We start from the raw sequence: 21,619 nt of genomic DNA, 5'->3' as shown, positions 1-21,619 counted from the left end.
TCGCTCGACAGGAGCCGTGTAACAAAGGCCGCAACGCGAGAACGCCACCCCATGTCGGCGCGAAGCGGCGACCTGACCGAGAAGTGGTACGAGTACGTGTATCGTGACCGCGGCGAGTCGGTGCGCCGGTTCGTGGAGCGGTACCCCGACGAGCGCGCCCTGTCGGTGAGTTGCGAGCGATTCGGCCACGACTACCAGTTCGTCCGGCCGCTCCTGACGAACCCCGACGAGGCGCTCCGGGCGGGGAAGGCCGCGCTCGGGCGCTTTCTGGCCGACGACGCGGACCGCGAGATGCGGGACGTGTACCTCCGGGTCAGCGACCTCCCCGCCGAGAGCGAACTCGCGCTCGGAGACCTCCGGGCGGAACACCTGAACCAACTCCACACCACCCGAGGAGTCGTCGCCGAGACCGGCCAGCTTCGGCCGAAGGTCGTTCGCGCAGGGTTCCGGTGTGCCAAGTGCGAGGAGGTCACGCGATACGTCGCCCAGCGCGGGCGCGAGTTCCGGAGCCACGCCAAGTGCCCGCGGTGCAGTTCGGTCGGCTACCTCTCGTTCGCGCCAGACGCTAGTGAGTACGTGGACGCCCGAGAGGTTCGCCTCCGGGACCCTACCGGTGAGACGGCGGTCCCGCTACTGCTCGAACACGACTTGGCCGACGGCGTGTCGGACGGCGACGAAATGCGCATCGTTGCCATTCCTCGTGCGAGCCGGACCGGCGACTCGTCGGTCGCGGAGACGTGGCTCGAATCCGTGAGTATGGAATGCTTAACGACCGCGGACCGATAACGTCCGGCGATTTTGCTATCTTCCGGCCGTGACAGTTCCGGTCGTTCGATTCGGCCATCATCCTTTTGCCGGTACGGAAATTCCGGTCTAAAAGGGGAGAAGATGTACGACCTGACAGGCTTCCAAAGGGACTTGCTGTACGTCATCGCGGGCCTCGACGAACCGCACGGCCTCGCTATCAAAGACGAACTGGAATCGTACTACGAGAAAGAGATTCATCACGGCCGACTGTACCCGAACCTCGATACGCTCGTGGACAAGGGCTTCGTGGAGAAGGGCCAGCGCGACCGCCGGACCAACTACTACACGCTGACTCGCCGCGGAACCCGAGAGATAGAAGCGCGCCGCGAGTGGGAGACCCAATACGTGGATTTGCCCCGAGAAGCGACCGCGTAACCGACTCAGCGGACCGCGAAGTGGGACCGCAAAGTGGGACCGCACTCAGGGGTGGGACGGAGCGAGCGTCGCACCGACGACCGCCGCGTCGAGCGACTGAATCCACCGGACCACGGGGGTCGCGCCGCCGACGGCGTACTCGTCGCCCGACTCCTCGACCACGCCCAAATCGACCAACTTCTCGACGTGGTGCCACACCCGCTTTCGGGAGACGCCGCTCAACCGGTGGATGTCCTCCTGTTCGAGCGACTGGTCCGGGTCCACGTCAAGTAGCGCGTCGAGCATCAGGCGCACCGATTCGAGGCGCGCGAGATACTCGAAGCCCGACTCGTCGTCGGGCGCGCCGGTCGCCTCGACCGCGGCCGATAGCTCCGTCGCCGCGTGATAGACGATGGCGCAGTCGTTGATGCGATACGCGCCCTCGTCGGCGACCAACACGCCGACCGAGATGAGCGCCTCGATGGCCGTCTCGACCGCCGATTCGCCGAGTCCGGAGCGCGAGGCGAGGTCCTCGACGCCGTAGCGAGCGTCGGTGTCGGCGTCCAACAGCGCCGCCAACAGCGACCGAACGGCCTCCTCGCCGGTGAGCCAGAGCCACCCGCTCGGGTAGGCCCGGCGCGCCGCCGCGGGGTCCTCCTCGGCGAGGTCCCACATCTGCTCCTCGGTATCGCGCGTCCGCAAGGTCGCGTCGTCGGTCGTGGGAAGCGTCATTACTGAGGGGGTATCGCGGTGGCGATAAAAAGGTACCGCGCTCCGCTCCTTCGCTCGCTCTATCCGGACGCTCACTCCGGCCGCGTCGTCTCGCAATCGACGCGCCAATCGAAGTCGCTCGACTCCCGAAGCCGCGAGTACAACCCTCGCAGGGCCTCGGCGGCGGTGTTGGGCAGGACGTGAAACTCCACGTCCCCGTAGCGAACCACGACCCGGAACGCCGTCGAGTGGCGCTCGTCGTGGACCAGATACACCGGGGCAGGGAGTTCGAACCAGTCGCCGTAGGTGTATCGCTCGCCCTCCAGAACCGCCTCCACGAGCGACGCCAACGTCTCCTCGGAGACCTCGGCGTCGGGCGAGAGTCGGAACACCGTCCCGCCCTCGTATTCGACGCCGCCCTCGCGGGGGTAGACCCGTTCGGGCCGCCGGGGGATGTCGAACGTCGGCGCGTCGTCGGTCACGACCCGCGCTACGCCCTCGTGCGTTATCAATCACCACGCCGCGTGTCAGGAGCGAGCCACGTTCGGAACGCGACCTCGGCGACCGAGTTCGTTTACGATTGCGTTTTCGCTATCGTTTACGCAAACGTTTCTGTCAAGTAAGGGACCCGTCCGCACCGATAGTCGAGAGACGTGTCCGCGAGAGCGGTGGGCAGTCACTCGCGTCGCGCGACTGAGACCGAAAACCGGCGTCGATAGCGTCGTCACGAACGAATCCCCTCCGTCGTTTTCGGACTCGGAGACGTTTCCGATTTCGAAAACGAAAACGTAGCCGAAAACAGAAGCGTAAACGATTGCGAAAACGTTGTCGTGAACAGTAGAAGAAAGCCCCGTCAGACGTTTCTGCGAGCGTACTCGCCGGACGCGTCGGCGAGGAGGTCGAGGTACTCCGGCGCGGCCTCTCGGAGGCCGAGCCGGACTGCGAGGCGGACGATTTCGCTCCGGTCCAGCGAGTCGGTTTCGATTTCGCGGCCGAGCGCGCCCTGTAGCGCGGTGCCGACGGCTTCGAGGTCGTGCTGGCGGTCGTCCAGCGTCGAGAGAAGCGCCGTCACCGACTCGTCTCTGGCGGCGAAGGTCTTGGCCTGTTCGCCCGAGTCGATAGCGCCGAGGGCTTCGACCAAATCCTCCACCAAGTCTTCGGTCCCGTCCTCGCGGGCGTCGGGTTCCGCGAGGCGGTCGGTGCGCTGAGTCTGCTGGCGGAGTTCTTCGAGGTCGGGGTCGCTCACGCCACCTCACCTCCCGCCGGGGCGGCGCGCTCGCGCTCCCGGAGTCGCTCGACCAGCGTCTCGGCGTTGTCGAGGAACGACTCGCGTGCGCGTTGGGCGGTCGTGGACGGCTCTTCGAGCGCGAACGCGGTCCGGCCCGACTCGGCGGCGTTCCGGATGTCCTGACTGACGGGGACGTGCGAGGAGACGAACGCCTCGGGGTAGGCCTCCTCGAAGGCGTCGAGGTACTCCTCGGCGAGTGTCGTTCGCGTGTCCACCTTGTTCGGGAGGACCATCGCCAGTTTCACGTCCACGTCGAAGTTCGCGCCGATCTTGTCGAGGTCCGCGCGCAACGCTTCGGCCTGTTCGGACTCGAACGGTCCCATCTCGACCGGCGCGATGACGTTCCGCGCGGCCCACAAGCCGTTGTAGCTGACGTTGTTCGTCAGGCCCGGCAGGTCGATGAGGATGGCGTCGTAACCCAGCGGTTCGACGTACTCGTTCAAGAACGAGTCGAGCCGGGAGTAGCGGTCGTGGGCGTCGTCGATGTTGCCGAGTTCGGCGTCGAGGCTGTCGAGGCCCGGATGGGCCGGAATCAGATCGACGCCCTCGTCGGTCTCCAAGATGAGGTCCTCGACTGCGGCGTCGCCCAACTTCTCGGCGATGGCGTCCCACTGGTCCTGAAAGACCGTCGAAATGTTCGGCCAGTCGTCGTCCTCGTCTATCTGGCGCTCGACGGTCTCCCATCGCCCGAAGTGCTTGACGAGGTCGCCCTGTTTGCCCGCGAGGTCGATGAGCAACACGTCGTGGCCGCGTTCGGCGAGCGCGACGCCGAGGTGGGCGGCCGTCGTGGTCTTGCCCGTCCCTCCCTTGTCGAGGAAGGTGCAGGCGCGGATGGACCGAGACATGATTTGCGTTTGCGCAAACGCAAACGACGTATTTAATCCTTCGTCAGACGAGTGTTGGAGAAAGAACATTTACGGTTGCGTTTTCGAATGCGTTTACGCAAACGAAAATGCGCGTGGTTCGCGTCCCGGTCGCTCGCGTACCGAGCCACAACCGCTAACCTCGCGAAGCGTCTACGGACGCGCATGGACCTATTCTTCGTCGCCGCCGTGGTTTTACTGCTCGCTGGCGTCGTCGGGAGCGTCGTTCCCGCTGTCCCCGGTGCTGGCCTCTCGCTCGTCGGCGTCTACCTCTACTGGTGGTCGAGCGGGTTCGCGACGCCGGGCCTCCTCGTACTGGTCGCGTTCACGCTGGTCGGTCTCGCCGCCATCCTCGCCGACCAGCTTGGGGGCGCGCTCGCCGCGAGCGCCGGAGGAGCCTCGAAGAAGACGACGCTCTTGGCGACGGTAGTGAGCATCCCGCTGTTCTTCGTCGCGGGTCCCGCCGCGCTCGTCGTCGGAATCGCGGTCACCGTCTTCGCCGCGGAGTACTACCGGACGCGGAACGCCGGACAGGGGGCACGGGCGGCGGTGTTCGCCGCGGTCGGGGTCCTCGGGTCCGCGGTGGTCCAGTTGGTCGTCACACTCTCGCTACTGGGCGGGTTCCTGCTGGTCGCGCTCTGACGCGCCGGTCGGTCTCGCGTCCCCGCTCGCACCGCCCGTCGCGCTCAACCTTTTTGTCCGACCGGGAAGTAGTAGCGTGACATGAGAAGGTACGCCGCGGTTCTGGTGGGGGTCATGGTACTCCTCGGGGGATGCGCCGGAGGGTTCGGCGGCACGGCGACAGACGACACCAACGGACAGGAGACGGCGACGACCGTAGAGCCGACAGCAAATCCTGAGACGGCGGACCGGACGACGACCGACCCGCCGCCGACCACGACCGACGTAGAGCGGACCGTCAACGCGACGTTCGTCGTGGAGGACGGCGAGAACGTCACCGTCTCACTGATGGTCGCCGACGAGCCGGGCGAGCGCCAGTCGGGGCTGATGCACCGCGAGGAGTTAGCCAACCGGACCGGGATGGTGTTCGTCTACGAGAACGCCCAGCAGGTGTCGTTCTGGATGAAAAACACCCTCGTTCCGCTCGACATGATATTCGTGGGTCCCGACAACACCGTGTTGAACGTCCAGCACGCCCGGACACAGCCCAACGCCTCCACGAGCGAGTTAGAGAGTTACCCGAGCGACGGAGAGGCCAAGTACGTCGTGGAACTCCCGCGCGGGTTCGCCAACCGGACCGGCGTCGGTCCCGGAACGGAGTTGGTGTTCGAGGGCCAGCCCCCGGAGGCCGAATCGACCGGCTGGCTGTCGTGGCTGAACTGGTGAGCGTTTCGTCCGGCGGTCCCGAACACAAAGCATTTATAGAATCCGTGTGAGGAACGAAACACCTCGGGTAGGGGTACACGAGGTGTTTTCTTTCGACGCTACCGACGAGCGACGCCACTCTCGTAGTCGGAACGAACGCGACTAAGCTTGCTAAAAAAGCGTTTACGTTTTCGATTGCGTAAACGAAAGCGCAAACGCCGAAGACGCCAGTTTTCCGAGGTGAAATTCGACGTGCCGGGACCCGACGAGCCGTCCCGTACACTTTCGACGCTGGACACCGTTCGAGGAGAGAACCGTTCGATGGACTGGCACGCCCGAGCCCCGAAGGAGGTCTTCGAGCGTCTCGACGCCGACGAGGCAGGCCTGAGCGAAGAGGAAGCCAGACGACGGTACGACGAGTGGGGCCCCAACGAGATACGGGACGCCGAGCGCGCGTCGGCGCTCGGCCTGTTCGTCGCCCAGTTCCGCAACTGGCTGACCTACCTGCTGGTGGTCGCGGCGGCGCTGTCGCTGGCGGTCGGCTTCCTGCCGGGCCAGACGCCGGAGTACGCCGAGGCCGGACTCATCGCGGCTATCCTGCTGGCAAACGGGCTGTTCGGGTTCGTGCAGGACTACCGCACGGAGAAGTCGATTCGGGCGCTCCGGTCGCTCTCGACGCCGGACGCGACGGTGGTTCGGGACGGTGAGAAGCGGACCGTAGACGCCCGCGAGGTCGTTCCCGGCGACGTGTTCGTCGTCGAGCAGGGTGACGTAATTCCGGCCGACGGGCGACTCGTCGAGACCCAGCGACTCGCGGCCGACGAGTCGGCGCTGACCGGCGAGAGCGCGAGCGTCGAGAAGACGACCGAGGAGGTCCCCGCGGACGCACCACCTGCCGACCGGACCGACATGGTGTTCATGAACACTCACGCGGTGGACGGCCGGGGCACCGCCATCGCCGTGGCGACCGGGATGGAGACCCAAGTCGGAGCCATCGCCGCGCAGTTGGGCGCGACCGACGAGCCGCCGACCCCGTTTCAGAAGGAGGTCGACGCGCTGGGCAGGCGAATCGCGGGGTTGACACTCGGCGTCATCGCGCTCGTCGCCGTGGTCCAGTTAGTGTTCACCCAATCGTCGCCCATCGCAGTCCTGCTGGTCGCGGTCACGCTCGCGGTCGCGGCGGTACCCGAGGGACTGCCCGCCGTGGTCACACTGACGCTCGCGCTCGGGTCCCGGCGACTCCTCCGGCGGGACGCGCTAGTCCGGCGACTGCCGGTGGTCGAGAGCCTCGGCTCGGTGGACGTTATCGTCACTGACAAGACCGGGACGCTGACCGAAAACGAGATGACCGTCCGGCGGGCCTACGCGGGGAGCGAGACGTACGTCCTGTCGAGCGGCGAACAAGCGCACGCGGAGGTGGAGGCGGACGCGCGGACCGACGGCGCGTCACCGACGAGCGACAAAATCCCGCCCGCGCTCGCGGCGCTTCTTCGAACGGGCGCGATATGCAACGACGCCGAGCGCACGCCGGAGGGCTACCGAGGAGACCCGACCGAGGTGGCGCTCCGCCGGGCGGCCGACGAGGCTGGCGTCGCCTTCGACGGCGACCGGGTGCGCGAGATTCCGTTCTCCTCGGAGCGAAAGCGTATGACGGTCGTGACCCGCGGCGACGGCCGCGAAGCGGGTGGCCAAGGAGAGAACGATACCGCCGATTCGGGGATGAGCGAAAACGAAAGCGTTGACAGAAACGTAAATGAAAGCGTAAACGTAGGCGTAAACGGAAACGATAGTGGGAGCGTCTCCGCGTCGAACGCCGACCCGACGGCCCACGTCAAGGGCGCACCGGAGGAGATTCTGTCCCGATGCGACTCGGTGCTGGCGGACGGCGAAGTCGTGGCGCTGACCGACGACCGCCGCGACGAGATTCTGGCGACGAACGCCCGGTTGGCCAGCGACGCGCTCCGCGTGCTGGGGTTCGCCCGGAAGACGGGCGTGGACCTCGACGCGCCGGACGACGAGTTAGAGGAGGGACTGACGTTTCTCGGGTTGCAGGGACTGATGGACCCGCCGAGACCCGAGGTAGCGGAGGCGGTCGCGGACTGTCGCGGCGCGGGGATTCGGACCGTGATGGCGACCGGCGACAACGTCGAGACGGCGAAGGCCATCGGCGCGGAGTTGGGCTTCGACCCGGCGGGCGCGATGGCTGGCCCGGAGGTCGAGGCGTTGTCCGAAGGCGAGTTGGCCGAGCGCGTCGAGGAGGTCGAGGTGTTCGCGCGGGTCTCGCCGAGCCACAAGGTCCGGATACTGGGCGCGTTACAGGACAACGACCACACCGTGGCGATGACCGGCGACGGCGTGAACGACGCGCCCGCGCTGAAGCGCGCCGACGTGGGCGTGGCGATGGGCCAGCGCGGGACCGACGTGGCCCGGACCGCCGCCGACGTGGTGTTGCGCGACGACAACTTCCGGACGATTCGGGACGCCGTGGCGGAGGGCCGCGGCGTGTTCGACAACGTGCGGAAGTTCGTCAACTATCTCCTGTCGGCGAACGCGGGCGAGGTGTTGGTGGTGTTCGTCGGCGCGCTCGTGGGGGCCGCGCTGTTCCCCGAGACGTTCGCCGGGAGCGCGGAGGCGGTGGTCCTGACGCCAGTCATGCTCCTGTGGATAAATCTCGTCACCGACGGTCTCCCGGCCTTGGCGCTCGGCGCGGACCCCAAGGCCGAGGACGTAATGGAGCGCCCGCCCCGCGAGGCCAGCGAGCGCGTCGTCAACGACAGGGTGCTGGCCTCGGTGGGGTTCATCGGCGTCCTGATGACCGTAACCGGTCTCGGCGTGTTCTTCTACGGGCTGGGACTGGCGACGCTCGTCGTCGCCCAGACGACGCTGTTTACCTTCCTCGTCGTCATCGAGTTGGTCCGGATTCAGCTCATCCGGTCGCGCTACGACCTCTCGGCACTCTCGAACCGGTGGCTGTTGGGCGCAATCGGTCTCACGCTGGCGCTCCAGTTGGCCATCCTCTACACGCCGGTTCGGGAGGCGTTCGGCGTCGTCGCGCTCGAACTCGCGTCGTGGTCGTGGATAGCCGTGGGGTTCGTCGCGTTCGTCGCGCTGGCGCTGGTCGGCCGGGTGGGTCTCGGTCAGTTCGTCAGCGAGTAGACCAGCAGACGAGAGACCGGCCGGTTTCGGCCGACGAGAACGCTTACCCCTCCGTCCGTCGAACCGAGGAGCGTGGCGGTCACGGCCGAGACCATCGGCGCGGTGCTGGTCGGCGGGGTCGCGCTCGCGCTGTTGGTGGCGAGCGCGCGCGTCGCCGTCGAGCGGTCGGTGAACGTCGCGCAGGGCTACGGCGTCTCCGAGGAGGTCGTCGGCCTGACGGTCGTCGCGGTCGGGACGAGTCTGCCGGAAATCTCCTCGCACGTCATCGCGTCGCTGGGCATCCTCTCGGGGACGCTGGACTACGAGGTCGCCTCGGCGACGGTGCTGGGCGGCTCTGTCGGTTCGTCGGCGACACAGCAGTTGCTGTTGGTCGGGGTCCTCCTGCTGAGCGCGGGCCGAGTGACCGTCTCGCGGGCGTTCGTCCGGTCGAGTTACGTACCGATGGTGCTGGCCATCGGACTGGCGCTGACGCTGGCGGCCGACGGCACGGTATCGCGGGCCGACGGACTGCTACTGGTCGGCGCGTTTCTGGTGTACCTCTACTACACCTACGACCGCGGCCAGCGCGTGACCTTTCCCGAGGAGTGGGAAGACGAGGTGGGCGACGTGCGCATCGACGCCGCGGTCGCGGTCGCCGCGCTGGCGGTCGTGCTGGCCAGCGCGTTCGTCGCGCTCTCGGCGCTCGAACTGCTGGTGGCGAGTCTCGGCCTCGGCGGGTCGCTGGTCGGCATCGTCACGCTGGGCGTCGGGTCGGCGCTCCCGGAACTCTCGACGGTCGGGGAGTCGATTCGGCGGCGACGGCCCACCTTGGCGTTCGGGACGCTGGTCGGGAGCAACGTGGTGAACCTGTTGGTCGCGGTGGGACTGGGCGCGGCGATTTCGAGCTACCGGGTTCCCCCGGCGGTGGTGCTGTGGGACCTGCCGGTGATGCTCCTCGTCGCGCTAGCCGCGACGGTTTACGTCGCGCGCGTCGCCGACGGCGAACTTCGCCGACACCACGCGACGTGGTTCGTCGTCGGCTACTTCGTCTTCCTCGCCGGGCACCTCCTGCTGTTCCCGAGTGGATGACGGGGTCGGCGAGAGAACCATATAGCGTTGCTTGAGATAACTATAGGTTCCTCTACAGTGGCTACAGGCACTTAACTTGCCGTTGGTCTACTCGCTGGGTCGTTTACTCGTCCGAGTTCGAATCGGCGTTCTGGTCGGATTCAAAGTCGTCTAAATCGGCGAAAGTCTGCTCTAAGAGACCTTGCGCCCGAGTGAGTGCGTACTCGTCGCCGGGGGAGTCGATGTGTTCAGTTGCAGTGTCGATGATTGCCTGTACGTGTTCGAGTCGTCGTCGGACTGTTGTGGGAGTATTCATGGCTTCCTCCATTCTTGTCGTCACACACATTAATCATAAATCCTTTGATTGGGCCATCTACACACCGTAATCAGGCATTCATATCGCTATGCACATTCGATTCTCCGCTTCCTGCACTGACAACACACAATTGTGCGTAGCGGCAACAAATGGCTGGTCGGAAACCGCGAATCACTACCGACGACGTACTCGACGTGTTCGAAGAAAACGACGACCGATGCGAACCGTTCACCGCACCGGAGTTGGCGGAGGAGTTGAACTGCCATCGAAACACCGCTCGGAACAAACTGGAAGACCTCGTGTTCGTCGGTGACCTCGACTCGAAGAAGGCGAGCGCCAGCGGGAAAGTCTACTGGCGGCCGTGCGTGAAGCGTACCGACGAGTAACCGACGTTCAGAGAGGCGTAGAGAACGACTGCACGAACCTTCGTATATCGCCATAGAATTTATATCGTGTGGACGAATCGGAAAATCGAGTGCCGGAGAGCCAAGAACCAAGACCCGGCGCGAACCACCACCCGATATGACGCTCCTGCTCACCGGCTACGAACCGTTCGGCGACCACGACCGCAATCCGAGCGCGGAACTCGCTCGCAGGCTCGACGGCGAGACCGTCGCTGACCGCGAGGTCGTCGGCGAAGTCCTCCCCGTGGAGTTCGACCGCGCGGGCGACGAGATGGCCGCCCTCCTCGCGGAACACGACCCCGACGCCGTCGTCGCCACTGGTCTCGCCGCGGGCAGAGCCGCGGTCAGTGTCGAGCGCGTCGGCGTCAACGTCGCCGACTGCGCCGGAATTCCGGACAACGCCGAGGAGGTCCCCCGAAACGAGCGTATCCTGACCGACGAGGCCGCGCCCGCCGCCTACTTCGCCACGCTCCCGGTGGTCGAGGTCGTGGCGGAACTCCTCGACGCGGGAGTTCCGGCCCGCGTGTCCAACACCGCCGGGACGCACCTGTGCAACAACATCCTCTACCGGACCCGCGCGCAGTTGGAGGCCGAGGACCGCGACAACGTGCCGATGGGATTCGTGCATCTGCCGCTGACGCCCGAGGGTGCCGCGGAGAAAGCCCGAGACGGCGAGGCGACCAGCGGCGGCGGCGTCGAGCCGAGTCTCCCACTGGACGTACAGGCCGACGCGATTCGGCGGACGTTCGAGGTGACGGTCGGCGAACCGGAAGTCAGTTCGTAAATCGCATCCTGTGATACGGACCTCCGGAAACTGCGGGACGGTAAGCCGAGAACTGCGGTCCGGAACGTCGAGAACCGCGAGTCGGAACGCCGAGAACGGCCACCAGAGCTAACGGAGGACAGCGAAAGAGACAACCGAAAGCCAGCCGTCGTCTCACTCGTGAACCGGGAGCGAATCGGAGATGTCGTTCTCGGCGTGACTGCAATCTCGATAGGTGCCGTTCCGCTGGGACTCGTCGCGACCGGACGAACGGAACTCGTGGTGTCGGGCTACGGTCTCGGTACGCTCGGGGGAACCCTCGATGCGATTCTCGGGGGCGTTCTCGCGCTCTGTGGCTCGGTTCTCGTCGCTTCGGGGTTGTTCGTGATACGGTACGGGCGCACAGACCGGAATTCGACTACCATCTATTGAACCCGACTGCTTGACGAATTTCGACCGTCGGGCGTCACCGACAAGGCAGGAGAGAATCGAACCTCTCGGACGAGAGCGTTTATAATCGTGTCAGTTCCAGAGAGTATATGGCGGACGTAGTACTCTCGAAACAGAAGATAGCGGCCGGAAAGACCGAACGACTCGAAGAGTGGGCGCGGGAAATCCGCGAGCGCGAGGAGGAAGCGGTCGAGACGCTGCGAGACGAGGGGATGCACGCCGAGACCGCGTTCGTCGAACACACCGACGAGGGCGACTTCTTGGTGTACTACATGAAAGCCGACGACATCGAGCGAGTCTACGAGGTTTACGAGAACTCCTCGCACGCCATCGACCGAGAACACGAGCGCGTGATGCGGGAAGTACTCGAAAACGGCGAGAACGTCGGCGACTACGACCTGCTCTATCACTTGGACAATCCGGAGCAGTCGTAACGGGACCAGCCTCACTCCGGAGGTCCGCGGAGCATCACCCCGAAGCCACGAACGCGGTCAGCACCGCCGATTCCGCGCGTCGAAGCAGTTCTCCGGCGGTACTGCTCGCACAGTCCAGTTTTGTGGCTACCTCCTCGACCGTGCCGGTCCGGGGCACCTCGTAGTAGCCGACTTCGACGGCGGCCTCCAGCGCGGCGCGCTGGCGGTCGGTCACGTCGGTCGGCGACGACCACCGCGAGAAGTCGTGGACCGCCTCGATTTCGGCGTCGAGGGTCCCGGCGAGGTCGTCGTAGAACGCGCCGAGGAGGTCGGACTGGCCGACGGCCTCGAACGTGACCCGGCCGGTGTCCCGGAACACGACCGGCGGGAGGAAGACGACCCGCGACCGCGCGACCAACTCGAGGACCGGCCCGCCGAGTTCGTACTCGGACTGACCGAGGAACGCGTAGGTGCCACCGTCGCCCGCGACGAGGTGGGTCGAGACGACCGACTCGGCAGATTTCAGCACGTCGGCGGTCTCGTCGGGGGCGGCGTCGAACCACGAGAGCGTCCGCACCGACGACATCGGCCCCCACATCAGCAGCTCCATCCGTGAGACTGCGTGGCCCGCCATCATCCGACGGTGAATCGGGTGGGCCAGTTCGCCGGAGTAGCGGACGCCGAAGGAGACGCGCTTCACGACCGAGGAAACCCACGCGACGTATTTATAAATAACCGTCTCAATCCGGGAGAATATACACCGGGCTCGGCTTCCAAGCGACGACCATGAACGCGGAACCCGCCGAGCGAGCGACCGCCGAGGAGTCCGACGACGAGACCGCCGAGCCGAGGGTCGAGACCGTCTCGGTCGGCGACGGGCGGACCGTCGCGTACGCCGAGTACGGCGCGACCGCTAGAGCGTCGGACGACTCGGGGACGGGAACCGGAGCGACCGCCGACGAGACCGACCCCACGCCGGTCGCGCTGTTCCACGGGACGCCGGGGTCGCACCTCCTCGGGGAACTGTACGCCGAGGAGGCCCGGCGGCGCGGGGTCAGACTGCTGGCGATAGAGCGACCCGGTTACGGCGACTCGACGCCGTGGCCCGACCGGACGCCGACCGACGCCGCCGAGTATCTGCGCGCGGTGCTGGACGACGCGGGCGTCTCGGATGTTGGCCTCGTCGCGTTCTCCGGCGGGGCGGCCCACGCGCTCGCGGTCGGCGCAACCTGCGACGAGTTAGTGCGGGAGATAGACCTCGTGTCGGGCGCGGCCCCGCCGTCGCTCGCCGACGAGACCCCCGCGGCGATTCGCCTGCTGGGGACGCTGGCCGAGCGAACGCCGCGCGCGTTCCGGGGTCTCGTTGGCGTCCAGACGTGGGTCGCCGAGCGCGGGCCCTCCTCGGTCGTTGTCGGACAGTACACCGCAGATACGGACGAGGTACCCGACGAGGAGGCCGCGGTCGTCCGGCGGGACTTCGTTCGCGCGCTCGGCGACCGGTGCGAGGGAATGCGGACCGAGAGCGCACAGGCGGTCGAAGAGTGGGACTTCTCGCTGGCCGACGTGACGGTGCCGGTCAGACTCTGGCACGGTGCCCGCGACGAGAACGTCCCGGTCGCGGGGGCGCGACGACTGGGCGAGCGGTTGCCCGACGCGGAGACGACGGTCTTCGAGGACGAGGACCACCTCACGACGCTCCTGCGGAGTCGGTCGGAAGTGTTAGGCCAGCAGGCGTCCGGCGGCAGTGAGGAGTAGGAGAAAACGTCGAATTCGGGCACTCAGAGGTCCTGAAACGCGCCCACGAAGTCGTCGTGGTCGTCCAACTGCTCGCGGGTGTCGTCAACTTCCTCCCCCAAATCTTCGATTTCGGCTTCGAGTGCCGCGTACTCGTCGTTTTTCTGTAGCTCCTCGGAGTCTTTCTCGGCTTCGAGGACCGCCTTCTTCGAGACCAGCGAGTAGTACTCCTGTAGTTGCGCGCCGTAATCGACGCGCGTGAGCATCTGCTCGACTATCTCGTGGAGTTCGTCTTTCGAGACCGGTTTGACGAGGTAGTCGTCGAAACCCATCTCCAGAATGTCGAAGTCGGGTTTGACCGCCGTCACCATGACGACGCGACAGTTCAGGTCGCGGTCGCGGATGACCTCAAGTACTTCGTCGCCGGACTGGCCGGGCATCCGGCGGTCGAGGAGAACCACGTCCACAGTGTCGTCGAGGACTTCGAGTGCTTCGTCGCCCTCGTAGGCACTCAGCACGCGATAGTCGTCTTGCAACCACATCGCGTAGAGGTCGGCAACGTCTTGCTCGTCGTCGACGACGAGAACGGTCGATTGGTCGGGAGACATGGTAATGGGCGGAAGTCGTGTCGCCTCTGGTTACTGACTGAATCATGCAACAAGATGGACTTATATCTTGTGGTTACGCGTTCGAAACCATCCCGACGACAGAAATCGGTGGACTCAGGACAGCTACACCGCGTTAAAACGCTAGTCTCGAATCGGAGACGGCAGGGTCGTAGGGCCGACGACCCGTTCGAACCGTCTCTAATCAGATACGTGTCGTATTTCCCGCGACCCCCACAACTACGAGGACGAGTCGGACGCACAACATCTTTTTTCGATATCGTTTGCGGAACAACTAAGTCGGTAGAGACGATAGCAGAGGTTGGCTATGTCGAAGACCAGTGATCGTTTTTGCCACGGGCAGTGACCCGGAGACCACACCGGAGCAACGCTTCGAGCGCCTTCTGAGCCTGCCGCCGAGTTCGAAACTCGTCTACAAGGTGTTAGAGCAAGCCGACGCGCCGCTGACGCAGGGCCAGATACGCGAGGAGGCACTCCTGCCAGCACGGACGACCCGCGACGCGCTGAGTAAACTCGAAGACGAAGGACTCGTCGTAGAACAGTTGTACGTCCCCGACGCACGCAAGCGGTTGTACGAGCGGCGGTCCGTCGAGGCTCCCGAGGAGGCCGACCTCCCGGCGTGACCCCCGGCGGAGTACTTAAAGAAGCGGCATACCATGCAGTACACCTAACCGTCTGTTGGACGGATTTCGAGACGCCTGTCAGACGCCCCGGCGTCGCAGGCAGGGAGTCGTACTCAAACTGTGCCTCTGACAACCGGGGCGGTCTCCGCCGCCCTGATTCTACTCGCGTAGCGACTGCTCCGGTCGGAGAGGCGGAGGCCGCGGTCGAAAAAAGAAAGCCGTCGAGCTACTAGAACGCTTGCGTCATCGCCTGATACGTCCGGTCCACGTTCCACGACGAGATGAACGTCGCCATCGCGTCTTCGAGATTCGTCAGCGTCTCGGGGTCTACCGCCAATCCGTGCGCGGTCGAGGGCGGCTGTGCCTCCGAGTTCTTGAACTCCTGCATCTGACTTTGGAGGAACGGACCGAACGCGTCCTGTGGCACGTCGGTCCGGGGCGGAATCGACCCCTTCTTCGGGTTGAACCGGCGCTGGGCGTCCACGCTCCCGACGTAGCGCAGGAACCGGGTCGTCGCTTCCGGTGATGGATTGTTCGTCGGGAAGGGGAACGAGTCCATGTTGAGCATGTACTGGCCTTCCGTGCCGGGGAACGTGACGTGGTTCCACGCGTCCGGGAACTCGAACCCGCTCTGGCCGCGGTACATCCCCGCGGCCCAGTCGCCCTGATGGAAGAACCCGGCGTTCCCGTCGATGACCTTGGTGTTGGCCTCGGTCCAACCGACCGACCCGGCGTCCTCGTTGAAGTACTGCCGGTAGTCCTTGACTATCTGGAGCGAGTTCTTGATGGCCTGCTGGTTCTGTTGGACGTTCCCCTGCGTGAACGCCGTGTAGGTGTCGAGTCCGTGTTCGCCGAGCAGGACGGTCGTCCAGAGCTGGAGCGTGGACCACCCCGATTGGGTCTGGTGAGCCATCCCCGCGGCGTCGGTGTTGTTGCTGACCTGTTCCAACGCGCCCACGAGGTCGCTCGGCTTCGAGATGGACGCGGGGTCCACGCCAGCCTCCTCGACGACCGAGACGTTGTAGAACAGGTTGTTGATGCGGTGGATGTTCAGCGGCACCGTGACGTAGTTGCCCGACGGTTGGGCGGCGTCTTTCGGCCCCTGCAGGTAGGCGTCTTTCATGCCGTTTCGAGACCACACCGACTCCTCGATGTCCTCCAGTTTGTTCGCCCGAGTGTACGGTAACAGGTTCGCCCCCGGCCACGCCTGCCACGAACTCGGCGGGTTGTCGTTCAGCACGCGCTTCTTGATGACTGTCTGCAAGTTCTGGCCCGCGCCGCCCGACACCGGGTTCTGGTTCACTTGGATGTCGGGATACTGTTGCTGGAACCCCTCGAACAAGGCCCCGATGGCGTCCGCCCCGTCGCCGCCGGTCCACCAGTGCTGGACCTCCAAGGTGTTCATCTGTTGGCCGAGGAGTCCCGTCAGACTCCCGAGTCCCGCCGCGCTCGCCCCGGCAGTCGCTCTGAGGTACGTGCGTCTCGATAGCGTGTCGTCGTGTGTTCCCATCTGTCAACCCCCGGAGTTGGCCACCACGCACGGATACTAATGGTTTCCGACCAGTTCGGCGAAAGAGACGCCCGACGAGAACTACCGCGCCAATCCTTCGACGTTCTGCTGGAGGCGGACGGTCGCGGTCACGAGGAAGCCAGCCACGAGGACGACGAAGACGCTCTCGGTCGCCTGCACGACGACGGGGCTGAGGCCCGCGACGACGCCGAGGTCCGCGACGCCGAGGACCCCGAGCGCGACCAACACGAGCAGGAGGTGTCGCCGGATGGTGTCGAGCGCGGTCCCGCGCGCCATCGCCTCCAATTTCTCGGCGAAGACGACGCCGTAGGCCGCGAACGCCACGCTCCCGACGCCCTTGACGAGTTGCGCGACGAGCGACTGCTCGACCAGCAGGACCGCGACCCACTCCACGAGGATGACGACGACGAACCCGGCCTCGACGCGCCGGAGCGTCTCCAGCGAGAACCGCTGTTCGTCCGGGGCGGGCGCGAGCGCCGACTCATAGTACACTTCTCGCATCGAGAACGCGAGGAAGACGATGCAGAACAGCAAGGCCCCGTGACCGAACGCGGTCAGCGCCCGCGAGTGGACCACGGTCGCCGCGATACCGAGGAGACCGTAGATACCCGCCGTCGCTCCGACCGCCGCGAGGTAGCGCCAGAACGGCGTCTGGGAGTCCAACCGATTCAGCCGGAGGTTCAGGACGGCGTAGTAGCCAAAGAACGCCGCCGCCGCGGTCACGAGGACCGACGCGAGGAAGTGGACGACCGCGGCGCTGGGGTCGCCGGAGGCGTGCGCGGTGAGGGGCGCGAGCGCCATTCGTGTCGGGGCGACGAATCGAGGATACTTAAATACGGGCGGAATTCGGTCCGAATCGGGAGGCGAGGTCCCCGCCAGCGCCGGGAGATTGAAAGCCTCGGCGCACCTATCGCTTGGTGTGCACTCCCACGACCCGGACGAGACGCCCTGCCCGGTCTGCGGTAAAGCCTACGACCAGCGCGTCGTCGTCTCGCGGGGCGACCGCTGGGCGGACGTGTTCGGCGGGCCGCCGTTCTCCGCCCTGACGAAGTACGCGCGGCGGTGCGCGAGTCGGTACGACGTGGAGGAGGAGCGCGCCAGAAGCGAGGGCGAGCGGGTGCTGTACTTCCACGACGACGGCCCGGCGGGCGGACGATAGCGAGGGCGACCGCGCCGACCCCGAGAGCGTCGCGTCTCCGAGCGAGAGGGTCGAATCCGGATTCTGAAACTCGAAAGGCGGTCTACAACTCGAAGGACAGCGACAGGTTCCCCGCGACGACCTCCAACTCCCGCCGGAAGTCCTCGGCCGTCTCGAAGCGCGCCTGCTTCTCTTTGGCCAGCGCCCGCGAGAGGAGGGCGTCTATCTCGTCGGGCACCCCGTCGGCGAACGCGCTGGCGGGCGGCGGGTCCGACACCCGGACCTCCCGAACCACGGCTTCGGTCTCGCCGACGAAGGGCGGGCGGCCAGCGAACAGCGCGTAACAGAGCGCGCCGAGTTGGTACACGTCCGTCGAGGAGTCCGGCCCGCCGAACTCGTCGGGCGCGAGGTGTTCCGGAGCGGCGAAGGCGGGCGGTGCCGGAAGCTCCTGCACCGCCCCGAGGAGGTCGCCGAAGGCCCACTCGCCGACCTTCGGGACGGGCCACGCGCCGAGCGTCCGGGAGAACCCGACCGCGCTCGGGCGAAGCGCGCCGTGGACGACGCCGCGAGCGTGGGCGTGGGAGACCGCGGTGGCGAGACAGTGAGCGTACCAGACCGCGCGCTCGAAGCCGACCGAGCCGACGTGGTCCCGGAGGCTCCCGCCGTCCAGAAACTCCGTGGCGAGCCACGGCCGCGGCGTCGGGCCGCGAGCGAGGACGGGCGCGACGTGCGGATGGTCGTCCACGGCCGCCCACGCGCGCAGGGCCTCCTCGAAGTCGGCGGGGGAGACGCCCGCGTCGGCCCGGAGCGTCCGGCAGACGACCACGACGCGCTGGCCGCCCTCCGACAGCGACGGCGCGCGGACCTTCGCCGCGGTAGTCAGCGGGCCGTCGCCGAAGTCCGCGAGGTGTTCGAAGTCGCCCCGCGCCGCGTCGATTTCGGGCGGGGCCGGGAGTTGGTCGGGCGGGCCGCGGTCGTCGGTCGTCGCGCGATTCCGACCGCCGCGAGCGTTCTCGCCCTCGTCGTCCGGCGAGTCGTCCGCGCCGCCGACTCGAACCGGTCGGCCCTCGCCCCCGTCGTCGGTCGCGGCGACCACGCCCGCGTCGCCCCCGAGGAGGTCGGCGATGTCGGGCGTCGCCTCGATGGTCTCGGGGAAGCCGTCCTCGTCGAGTCGGGTGACGAGTCGCCGGAGCGTCTCGGCGGCGCGTCGGCGGGCGAGACCGTCCTCGTCGCGCACGAGGTCCGCGAGGCGACTCAGCACGGGTTCGACCGCGTGGGGGTACTCGCGGGCCACGTCGGCAACCGCGACCACGCTGTTCTCCCGGACGAGCGGGTCCGAATCGTCCAGACTCTCGGTAACTGCCGAGAGCGCGCCGCGGGCGCGGTGGGGATGGTGGTCGGCGACGTTCGCCACGGCCCACGAGGCACCCCGGCGGACCCACTCGTCGTCGTCGGTCAACAGCGGCGCGAGGCCCGACTCGACCGGGACGCGCCGCGAGTCGTCGGGGTCCTCGGCGAGTTCGGCGAGCGTCCACGCCGCGGCGGCGCGCTCCTCGGGGTCGTCGCTGGCGAGGTCGGCCGCCGCCGACTCCACGTCGTCGTCGGCCCGGCCCCACCGCTCGCGGGCCTCCTCGCGGAGCGTCGCGATGCGGTCTCGCTGGCGGCGCTGGTCACCGTTCGCGTGTTCGTCGCCGTCGTCCGCGCGTTCGCTCTCGTCTCCTGCGCGCTCGCCGGATTCCGCTTCGCCGTCTGCCATTCGTACGCCGGGGTGTCGCGCCTGTCGGATAAGTGTTCCCTCCCGAGGCGTGAGGAGAACGGGAAATCAGCGACGGACTGGCTCGGGTTACGTCGGCGGCGACGAGTCCGCGGTCACCACGCTATCGACGTGTTCGCGGAGGACGCCGAGCGCGGCGTCGTCGTGGTCCGCCGGGTCCGCGAGGAAGTAGCCGCGGCCGTCCACGCTCTCTATCCGACCCCCGAGGAGGTGGACGAAGCGGGCGGCGCGTTCGAGCGCAACCGCGTCCAGCAGTGCGGTCAGCGAGTCCAGCAGGACCACCGACCGCCGGTCCTCCTCGCGCCACGTTTCGAGGTACTCGCTGGCTCTGACGCCCACGGTCGCGAGGTCCGCCGGGTCCGAGACGGCGGCGGCGACCGGCAGGGTGTCGTCCGGCGACGGCGAACGAGCGGTCGGGGCTGAGCGACAAGTCGAACTCGGACTGCTCGCAGACGCCGTCGAGCGAGTCGTGACGCCGACGTTGACGAACCCGAACTCCGCCGGGCGCTCGCCCGCCGTGCGTCGCCAGTTACGAAGCCACGCGTCGGGGTCGTCGCTGTAGGAGATGACCAACAGATTCGTCTCCGCAGGGCGGCCGAGAACGTCGCACACCTCCGGCGTCACGTCTTCGGGCGAGACCGGACCCTCCAACAGCGTGTTGGAGGGAGAGGACTGTGAACGTGCCACGCTGGAAATATCGACAGCGGGCTATTTAAAATTTAGCAGACCCGTTCGGAGGAGAGACTCCCGCAGAGAGCGTCGAGAGCCGCCAACAGACGCGAAATACCGTTCGAAAGCGGTCCCAAGAGAGGTCGCAAGAGCTAACACCCCCCGGTTCGTGGCATCGGGCAACGCGACATGGGTATCGGGCCAAAGCAGTGGGAGTGCAAGGACTGCGGTCGAAAGCACCGCACGGACCGCAAGCAGTGCGTCGAATGTGGCTACAGCGTCCTTCGACCGGTAGACAACGAACAGCGCCTCGGTAGCCTGACGAACGCGCTGTTGGCCCTGCTTCCCGCGCTGTTGGCCCTCCTCACGATGGGACTCATCGCGTGGGTCATGTTCTTCTGACCGACGACCTCCTCGCCCAGCAGAGACACCCCGCGAGCATCAGGACCGTCCCGTACAGCGTCGGCGTCCCGAGCGTCAACACCGGGCGCAGGACGCCGAGGAGTCCCTCGAAAGTCGTCCCGGCGAGCGCGCTCCGGACGTTCGCCAGCGTCACCGCGAAGTTGGCGACGAACGCCCCCGCGACGAACAGGTTCCGGGCCGGGCTGCGTTCCAGCAGGTAGAGCAGGGGCACCAGCGGGAAGACGAGGAAGACGGCGTAGAGCAACAGCGACGGGAACCCGAGGACGATGGCCGCCATCGTGGCGAAGACCGCGACGAGTCGGTCCACCGCTCCCGACACGTCCCGGTAGCAGTAGCCGACCGCGGGCGCGAGGAGGGCGAACGCGAGCGGGCCGTACAGCGAGGGGTTCAGTCCCGGCAGGGCGACCGAGATGGGTCGCCGGAGCGTGAGCATCGCCGTCCCGGCCGGGAGACCGCCAGCGAACTCGGCGCTGGACAGGCGCGGCAGAATCGCCACCTCGACGTAGGTGAGGTGGCTCTCGACGCCGAAGGCCGCGACGCTGAGCGCGAACAGGCCCGTGCCGGTCGCCGTCGCGGCCGCGACCGCGCGCCACGCTCGCTCGCGCAGGAGCCAGACGCCGACCGCGGCGGGGAACAACTTGACGAACGCCGGGAGCGCGAACGCGACGCCGGAGGCGACGCCGCGGTTCCGGTCCAGCCACCGAAAGCCAGCGACCAGCGCGAGCAACAGCAGGAAGTTCGTCTCGCCGTAGAGGAGCGTCGAAGCCGAGTGCAGTGACAGCAGGCAGAACCCCGCGACGAGACCCCGGTCGAGCCGCGGGAGCGGTTCGGGGCGGCGCTCCTCGATGGTCCGCACCAGCAGGACTGCGACGCCGAGCGCCGCCGCGACATTCAGGAGCGTGAACGCGGCGAAGGCGGCCTGCCAACTCCCGAGGAGACCGAAGGGATAGAAGAACAGAATCGAAATCGGCGGGTAGACGTAGCCGTACTGGGGGTGCATCGGCGGCGAGACCGCGTAGAAGTCGCCGCCAGCGAGCGCCGCCTTCGCCGCGAAGTAGTACACCTGTAGGTCGATGCCGACCAGCGTCGGGTGCTGGAGCGCGGTCGAGACGAGACCGACGACGCCCAGCAGGACACCCGAAGCGAGGACGATTCTGGCGTCGGTGGGGTTTCGGGGTGGAGTCACGGGTAGGGGCGTGGAAG

Annotated in this window: 25 protein-coding genes; 13 read left to right on the top strand and 12 right to left on the bottom strand. The window is 66.7% G+C overall.

Annotated features, from left to right (window positions below):
* Positions 1-51: 51 nt before the first annotated feature.
* Entirely contained in the window at positions 52-786 is a 735-nt protein-coding gene (locus tag EPL00_RS17440; protein ID WP_135854269.1) for a minichromosome maintenance protein MCM, read from the top strand.
* A 102-nt stretch (positions 787-888) separates the two neighbouring features.
* Positions 889-1,182, top strand: coding sequence for a PadR family transcriptional regulator (locus tag EPL00_RS17435; protein ID WP_135854270.1), 294 nt, complete (start codon positions 889-891; stop codon positions 1,180-1,182).
* Between the two features lie 45 nt (positions 1,183-1,227).
* Here EPL00_RS17435 and EPL00_RS17430 read toward each other — a convergent pair whose 3' ends face one another.
* The 4 genes from EPL00_RS17430 to EPL00_RS17415 form a co-directional block, all read right to left on the bottom strand.
* On the bottom strand, positions 1,228-1,893 hold the full coding sequence (locus tag EPL00_RS17430; RefSeq protein ID WP_135854271.1) for a helix-turn-helix domain-containing protein: 666 nt from the start codon (positions 1,891-1,893) through the stop codon (positions 1,228-1,230).
* 71 nt (positions 1,894-1,964) lie between these two features.
* Positions 1,965-2,354, bottom strand: a complete 390-nt coding sequence (locus tag EPL00_RS17425; protein ID WP_135854272.1) for a hypothetical protein — start codon at positions 2,352-2,354, stop codon at positions 1,965-1,967.
* A gap of 371 nt (positions 2,355-2,725) precedes the next feature.
* A complete protein-coding gene (locus EPL00_RS17420) occupies positions 2,726-3,118 on the bottom strand; it encodes a hypothetical protein (RefSeq protein ID WP_135854273.1) in 393 nt (130 codons plus the stop codon).
* Entirely contained in the window at positions 3,115-4,005 is an 891-nt protein-coding gene (locus tag EPL00_RS17415) for a ParA family protein (protein ID WP_135854274.1), read from the bottom strand. The genes EPL00_RS17420 and EPL00_RS17415 overlap by 4 nt, the downstream gene beginning before the upstream one ends.
* A gap of 183 nt (positions 4,006-4,188) precedes the next feature.
* Here EPL00_RS17415 and EPL00_RS17410 point away from each other — a divergent pair, with 183 nt between their 5' ends.
* The 4 genes from EPL00_RS17410 (at position 4,189) to EPL00_RS17395 (ending at position 9,573) form a co-directional block, all read left to right on the top strand.
* Positions 4,189-4,665 (top strand): DUF456 domain-containing protein, encoded by a 477-nt coding sequence (locus EPL00_RS17410; protein WP_135854275.1) that lies wholly within the window; start codon positions 4,189-4,191, stop codon positions 4,663-4,665.
* An 81-nt stretch (positions 4,666-4,746) separates the two neighbouring features.
* Positions 4,747-5,370, top strand: coding sequence for a DUF192 domain-containing protein (locus EPL00_RS17405; RefSeq protein WP_135854276.1), 624 nt, complete (start codon positions 4,747-4,749; stop codon positions 5,368-5,370).
* 300 nt (positions 5,371-5,670) lie between these two features.
* Positions 5,671-8,505 (top strand): cation-translocating P-type ATPase, encoded by a 2,835-nt coding sequence (locus tag EPL00_RS17400; protein ID WP_135854277.1) that lies wholly within the window; start codon positions 5,671-5,673, stop codon positions 8,503-8,505.
* A gap of 72 nt (positions 8,506-8,577) precedes the next feature.
* The gene (locus tag EPL00_RS17395; protein ID WP_135854278.1) at positions 8,578-9,573 is read left to right on the top strand and encodes a sodium:calcium antiporter; all 996 of its coding nucleotides are present in this window, start codon (positions 8,578-8,580) and stop codon (positions 9,571-9,573) included.
* A 103-nt stretch (positions 9,574-9,676) separates the two neighbouring features.
* Here the strand turns inward: EPL00_RS17395 and EPL00_RS17390 are convergent, their stop codons facing one another.
* On the bottom strand, positions 9,677-9,868 hold the full coding sequence (locus EPL00_RS17390; protein WP_135854279.1) for a hypothetical protein: 192 nt from the start codon (positions 9,866-9,868) through the stop codon (positions 9,677-9,679).
* Between the two features lie 149 nt (positions 9,869-10,017).
* Here EPL00_RS17390 and EPL00_RS17385 point away from each other — a divergent pair, with 149 nt between their 5' ends.
* The 3 genes from EPL00_RS17385 to EPL00_RS17375 all read left to right on the top strand — a co-directional run bounded on the left by EPL00_RS17385 (position 10,018) and on the right by EPL00_RS17375 (position 11,919).
* A complete protein-coding gene (locus EPL00_RS17385; RefSeq protein ID WP_135854280.1) occupies positions 10,018-10,254 on the top strand; it encodes a helix-turn-helix domain-containing protein in 237 nt (78 codons plus the stop codon).
* A 136-nt stretch (positions 10,255-10,390) separates the two neighbouring features.
* A complete protein-coding gene (locus EPL00_RS17380; RefSeq protein WP_135854281.1) occupies positions 10,391-11,056 on the top strand; it encodes a pyroglutamyl-peptidase I in 666 nt (221 codons plus the stop codon).
* Positions 11,057-11,574: 518 nt separating this feature from the next.
* Positions 11,575-11,919: a DUF6176 family protein gene (locus EPL00_RS17375; RefSeq protein WP_135854282.1), complete on the top strand. Its 345-nt coding sequence runs from the start codon at positions 11,575-11,577 to the stop codon at positions 11,917-11,919.
* Between the two features lie 34 nt (positions 11,920-11,953).
* On the opposite strand, the gene EPL00_RS17370 is transcribed toward EPL00_RS17375, so the two are convergent.
* Positions 11,954-12,598 (bottom strand): helix-turn-helix domain-containing protein, encoded by a 645-nt coding sequence (locus EPL00_RS17370; RefSeq protein ID WP_135854283.1) that lies wholly within the window; start codon positions 12,596-12,598, stop codon positions 11,954-11,956.
* A gap of 86 nt (positions 12,599-12,684) precedes the next feature.
* On the opposite strand from EPL00_RS17370, the gene EPL00_RS17365 reads away from it, so the two are divergent.
* A complete protein-coding gene (locus EPL00_RS17365; RefSeq protein WP_135854284.1) occupies positions 12,685-13,653 on the top strand; it encodes an alpha/beta fold hydrolase in 969 nt (322 codons plus the stop codon).
* A gap of 23 nt (positions 13,654-13,676) precedes the next feature.
* Here the strand turns inward: EPL00_RS17365 and EPL00_RS17360 are convergent, their stop codons facing one another.
* Positions 13,677-14,240, bottom strand: coding sequence for a response regulator transcription factor (locus tag EPL00_RS17360; protein ID WP_135854285.1), 564 nt, complete (start codon positions 14,238-14,240; stop codon positions 13,677-13,679).
* Between the two features lie 338 nt (positions 14,241-14,578).
* Between EPL00_RS17360 and EPL00_RS17355 the strand changes: the two genes are divergently transcribed.
* On the top strand, positions 14,579-14,881 hold the full coding sequence (locus tag EPL00_RS17355; RefSeq protein WP_135854286.1) for a hypothetical protein: 303 nt from the start codon (positions 14,579-14,581) through the stop codon (positions 14,879-14,881).
* 229 nt (positions 14,882-15,110) lie between these two features.
* Here the strand turns inward: EPL00_RS17355 and EPL00_RS17350 are convergent, their stop codons facing one another.
* Complete coding sequence (locus tag EPL00_RS17350; RefSeq protein ID WP_135854287.1) at positions 15,111-16,391, bottom strand: ABC transporter substrate-binding protein; 1,281 nt, start codon at positions 16,389-16,391, stop codon at positions 15,111-15,113.
* 81 nt (positions 16,392-16,472) lie between these two features.
* Complete coding sequence (locus EPL00_RS17345) at positions 16,473-17,213, bottom strand: hypothetical protein (protein WP_135854288.1); 741 nt, start codon at positions 17,211-17,213, stop codon at positions 16,473-16,475.
* 118 nt (positions 17,214-17,331) lie between these two features.
* On the opposite strand from EPL00_RS17345, the gene EPL00_RS17340 reads away from it, so the two are divergent.
* Positions 17,332-17,571: a hypothetical protein gene (locus EPL00_RS17340; RefSeq protein WP_135854289.1), complete on the top strand. Its 240-nt coding sequence runs from the start codon at positions 17,332-17,334 to the stop codon at positions 17,569-17,571.
* Positions 17,572-17,653: 82 nt separating this feature from the next.
* Here the strand turns inward: EPL00_RS17340 and EPL00_RS17335 are convergent, their stop codons facing one another.
* Both EPL00_RS17335 and EPL00_RS17330 read right to left on the bottom strand, forming a co-directional pair.
* The gene (locus EPL00_RS17335) at positions 17,654-19,306 is read right to left on the bottom strand and encodes a HEAT repeat domain-containing protein (protein ID WP_135854290.1); all 1,653 of its coding nucleotides are present in this window, start codon (positions 19,304-19,306) and stop codon (positions 17,654-17,656) included.
* 87 nt (positions 19,307-19,393) lie between these two features.
* Entirely contained in the window at positions 19,394-20,011 is a 618-nt protein-coding gene (locus EPL00_RS17330; protein ID WP_135854291.1) for a DUF7504 family protein, read from the bottom strand.
* Between the two features lie 171 nt (positions 20,012-20,182).
* Between EPL00_RS17330 and EPL00_RS17325 the strand changes: the two genes are divergently transcribed.
* A complete protein-coding gene (locus EPL00_RS17325) occupies positions 20,183-20,395 on the top strand; it encodes a hypothetical protein (RefSeq protein WP_135854292.1) in 213 nt (70 codons plus the stop codon).
* Here the strand turns inward: EPL00_RS17325 and EPL00_RS17320 are convergent.
* Entirely contained in the window at positions 20,382-21,602 is a 1,221-nt protein-coding gene (locus EPL00_RS17320) for a glycosyltransferase family 87 protein (RefSeq protein ID WP_135854293.1), read from the bottom strand. The two genes, EPL00_RS17325 and EPL00_RS17320, sit on opposite strands and share 14 nt — an antisense overlap.
* Positions 21,603-21,619 lie beyond the last annotated feature (17 nt).

Source organism: Halorussus salinus (assembly GCF_004765815.2).
GTDB classification, from domain to species: Archaea; Halobacteriota; Halobacteria; order Halobacteriales; family Haladaptataceae; genus Halorussus; species Halorussus salinus.
This window is presented reverse-complemented; position numbering and strand designations above follow the sequence as displayed.

What these genes read in the sequence shown, in the direction of transcription:
- EPL00_RS17335 (WP_135854290.1), bottom strand. Translation starts at nt 19,306, where the DNA reads ATGGCAGACGGCGAAGCGGAATCCGGCGAGCGCGCAGGAGACGAGAGC.
- EPL00_RS17405 (WP_135854276.1), top strand. Translation starts at nt 4,747, where the DNA reads ATGAGAAGGTACGCCGCGGTTCTGGTGGGGGTCATGGTACTCCTCGGG.
- EPL00_RS17360 (WP_135854285.1), bottom strand. Translation starts at nt 14,240, where the DNA reads ATGTCTCCCGACCAATCGACCGTTCTCGTCGTCGACGACGAGCAAGAC.
- EPL00_RS17345 (WP_135854288.1), bottom strand. Translation starts at nt 17,213, where the DNA reads ATGGCGCTCGCGCCCCTCACCGCGCACGCCTCCGGCGACCCCAGCGCC.
- EPL00_RS17390 (WP_135854279.1), bottom strand. Translation starts at nt 9,868, where the DNA reads ATGAATACTCCCACAACAGTCCGACGACGACTCGAACACGTACAGGCA.
- EPL00_RS17375 (WP_135854282.1), top strand. Translation starts at nt 11,575, where the DNA reads ATGGCGGACGTAGTACTCTCGAAACAGAAGATAGCGGCCGGAAAGACC.
- EPL00_RS17380 (WP_135854281.1), top strand. Translation starts at nt 10,391, where the DNA reads ATGACGCTCCTGCTCACCGGCTACGAACCGTTCGGCGACCACGACCGC.
- EPL00_RS17430 (WP_135854271.1), bottom strand. Translation starts at nt 1,893, where the DNA reads ATGACGCTTCCCACGACCGACGACGCGACCTTGCGGACGCGCGATACC.
- EPL00_RS17325 (WP_135854292.1), top strand. Translation starts at nt 20,183, where the DNA reads ATGGGTATCGGGCCAAAGCAGTGGGAGTGCAAGGACTGCGGTCGAAAG.
- EPL00_RS17440 (WP_135854269.1), top strand. Translation starts at nt 52, where the DNA reads ATGTCGGCGCGAAGCGGCGACCTGACCGAGAAGTGGTACGAGTACGTG.
- EPL00_RS17400 (WP_135854277.1), top strand. Translation starts at nt 5,671, where the DNA reads ATGGACTGGCACGCCCGAGCCCCGAAGGAGGTCTTCGAGCGTCTCGAC.
- EPL00_RS17385 (WP_135854280.1), top strand. Translation starts at nt 10,018, where the DNA reads ATGGCTGGTCGGAAACCGCGAATCACTACCGACGACGTACTCGACGTG.
- EPL00_RS17350 (WP_135854287.1), bottom strand. Translation starts at nt 16,391, where the DNA reads ATGGGAACACACGACGACACGCTATCGAGACGCACGTACCTCAGAGCG.
- EPL00_RS17435 (WP_135854270.1), top strand. Translation starts at nt 889, where the DNA reads ATGTACGACCTGACAGGCTTCCAAAGGGACTTGCTGTACGTCATCGCG.
- EPL00_RS17415 (WP_135854274.1), bottom strand. Translation starts at nt 4,005, where the DNA reads ATGTCTCGGTCCATCCGCGCCTGCACCTTCCTCGACAAGGGAGGGACG.
- EPL00_RS17410 (WP_135854275.1), top strand. Translation starts at nt 4,189, where the DNA reads ATGGACCTATTCTTCGTCGCCGCCGTGGTTTTACTGCTCGCTGGCGTC.
- EPL00_RS17365 (WP_135854284.1), top strand. Translation starts at nt 12,685, where the DNA reads ATGAACGCGGAACCCGCCGAGCGAGCGACCGCCGAGGAGTCCGACGAC.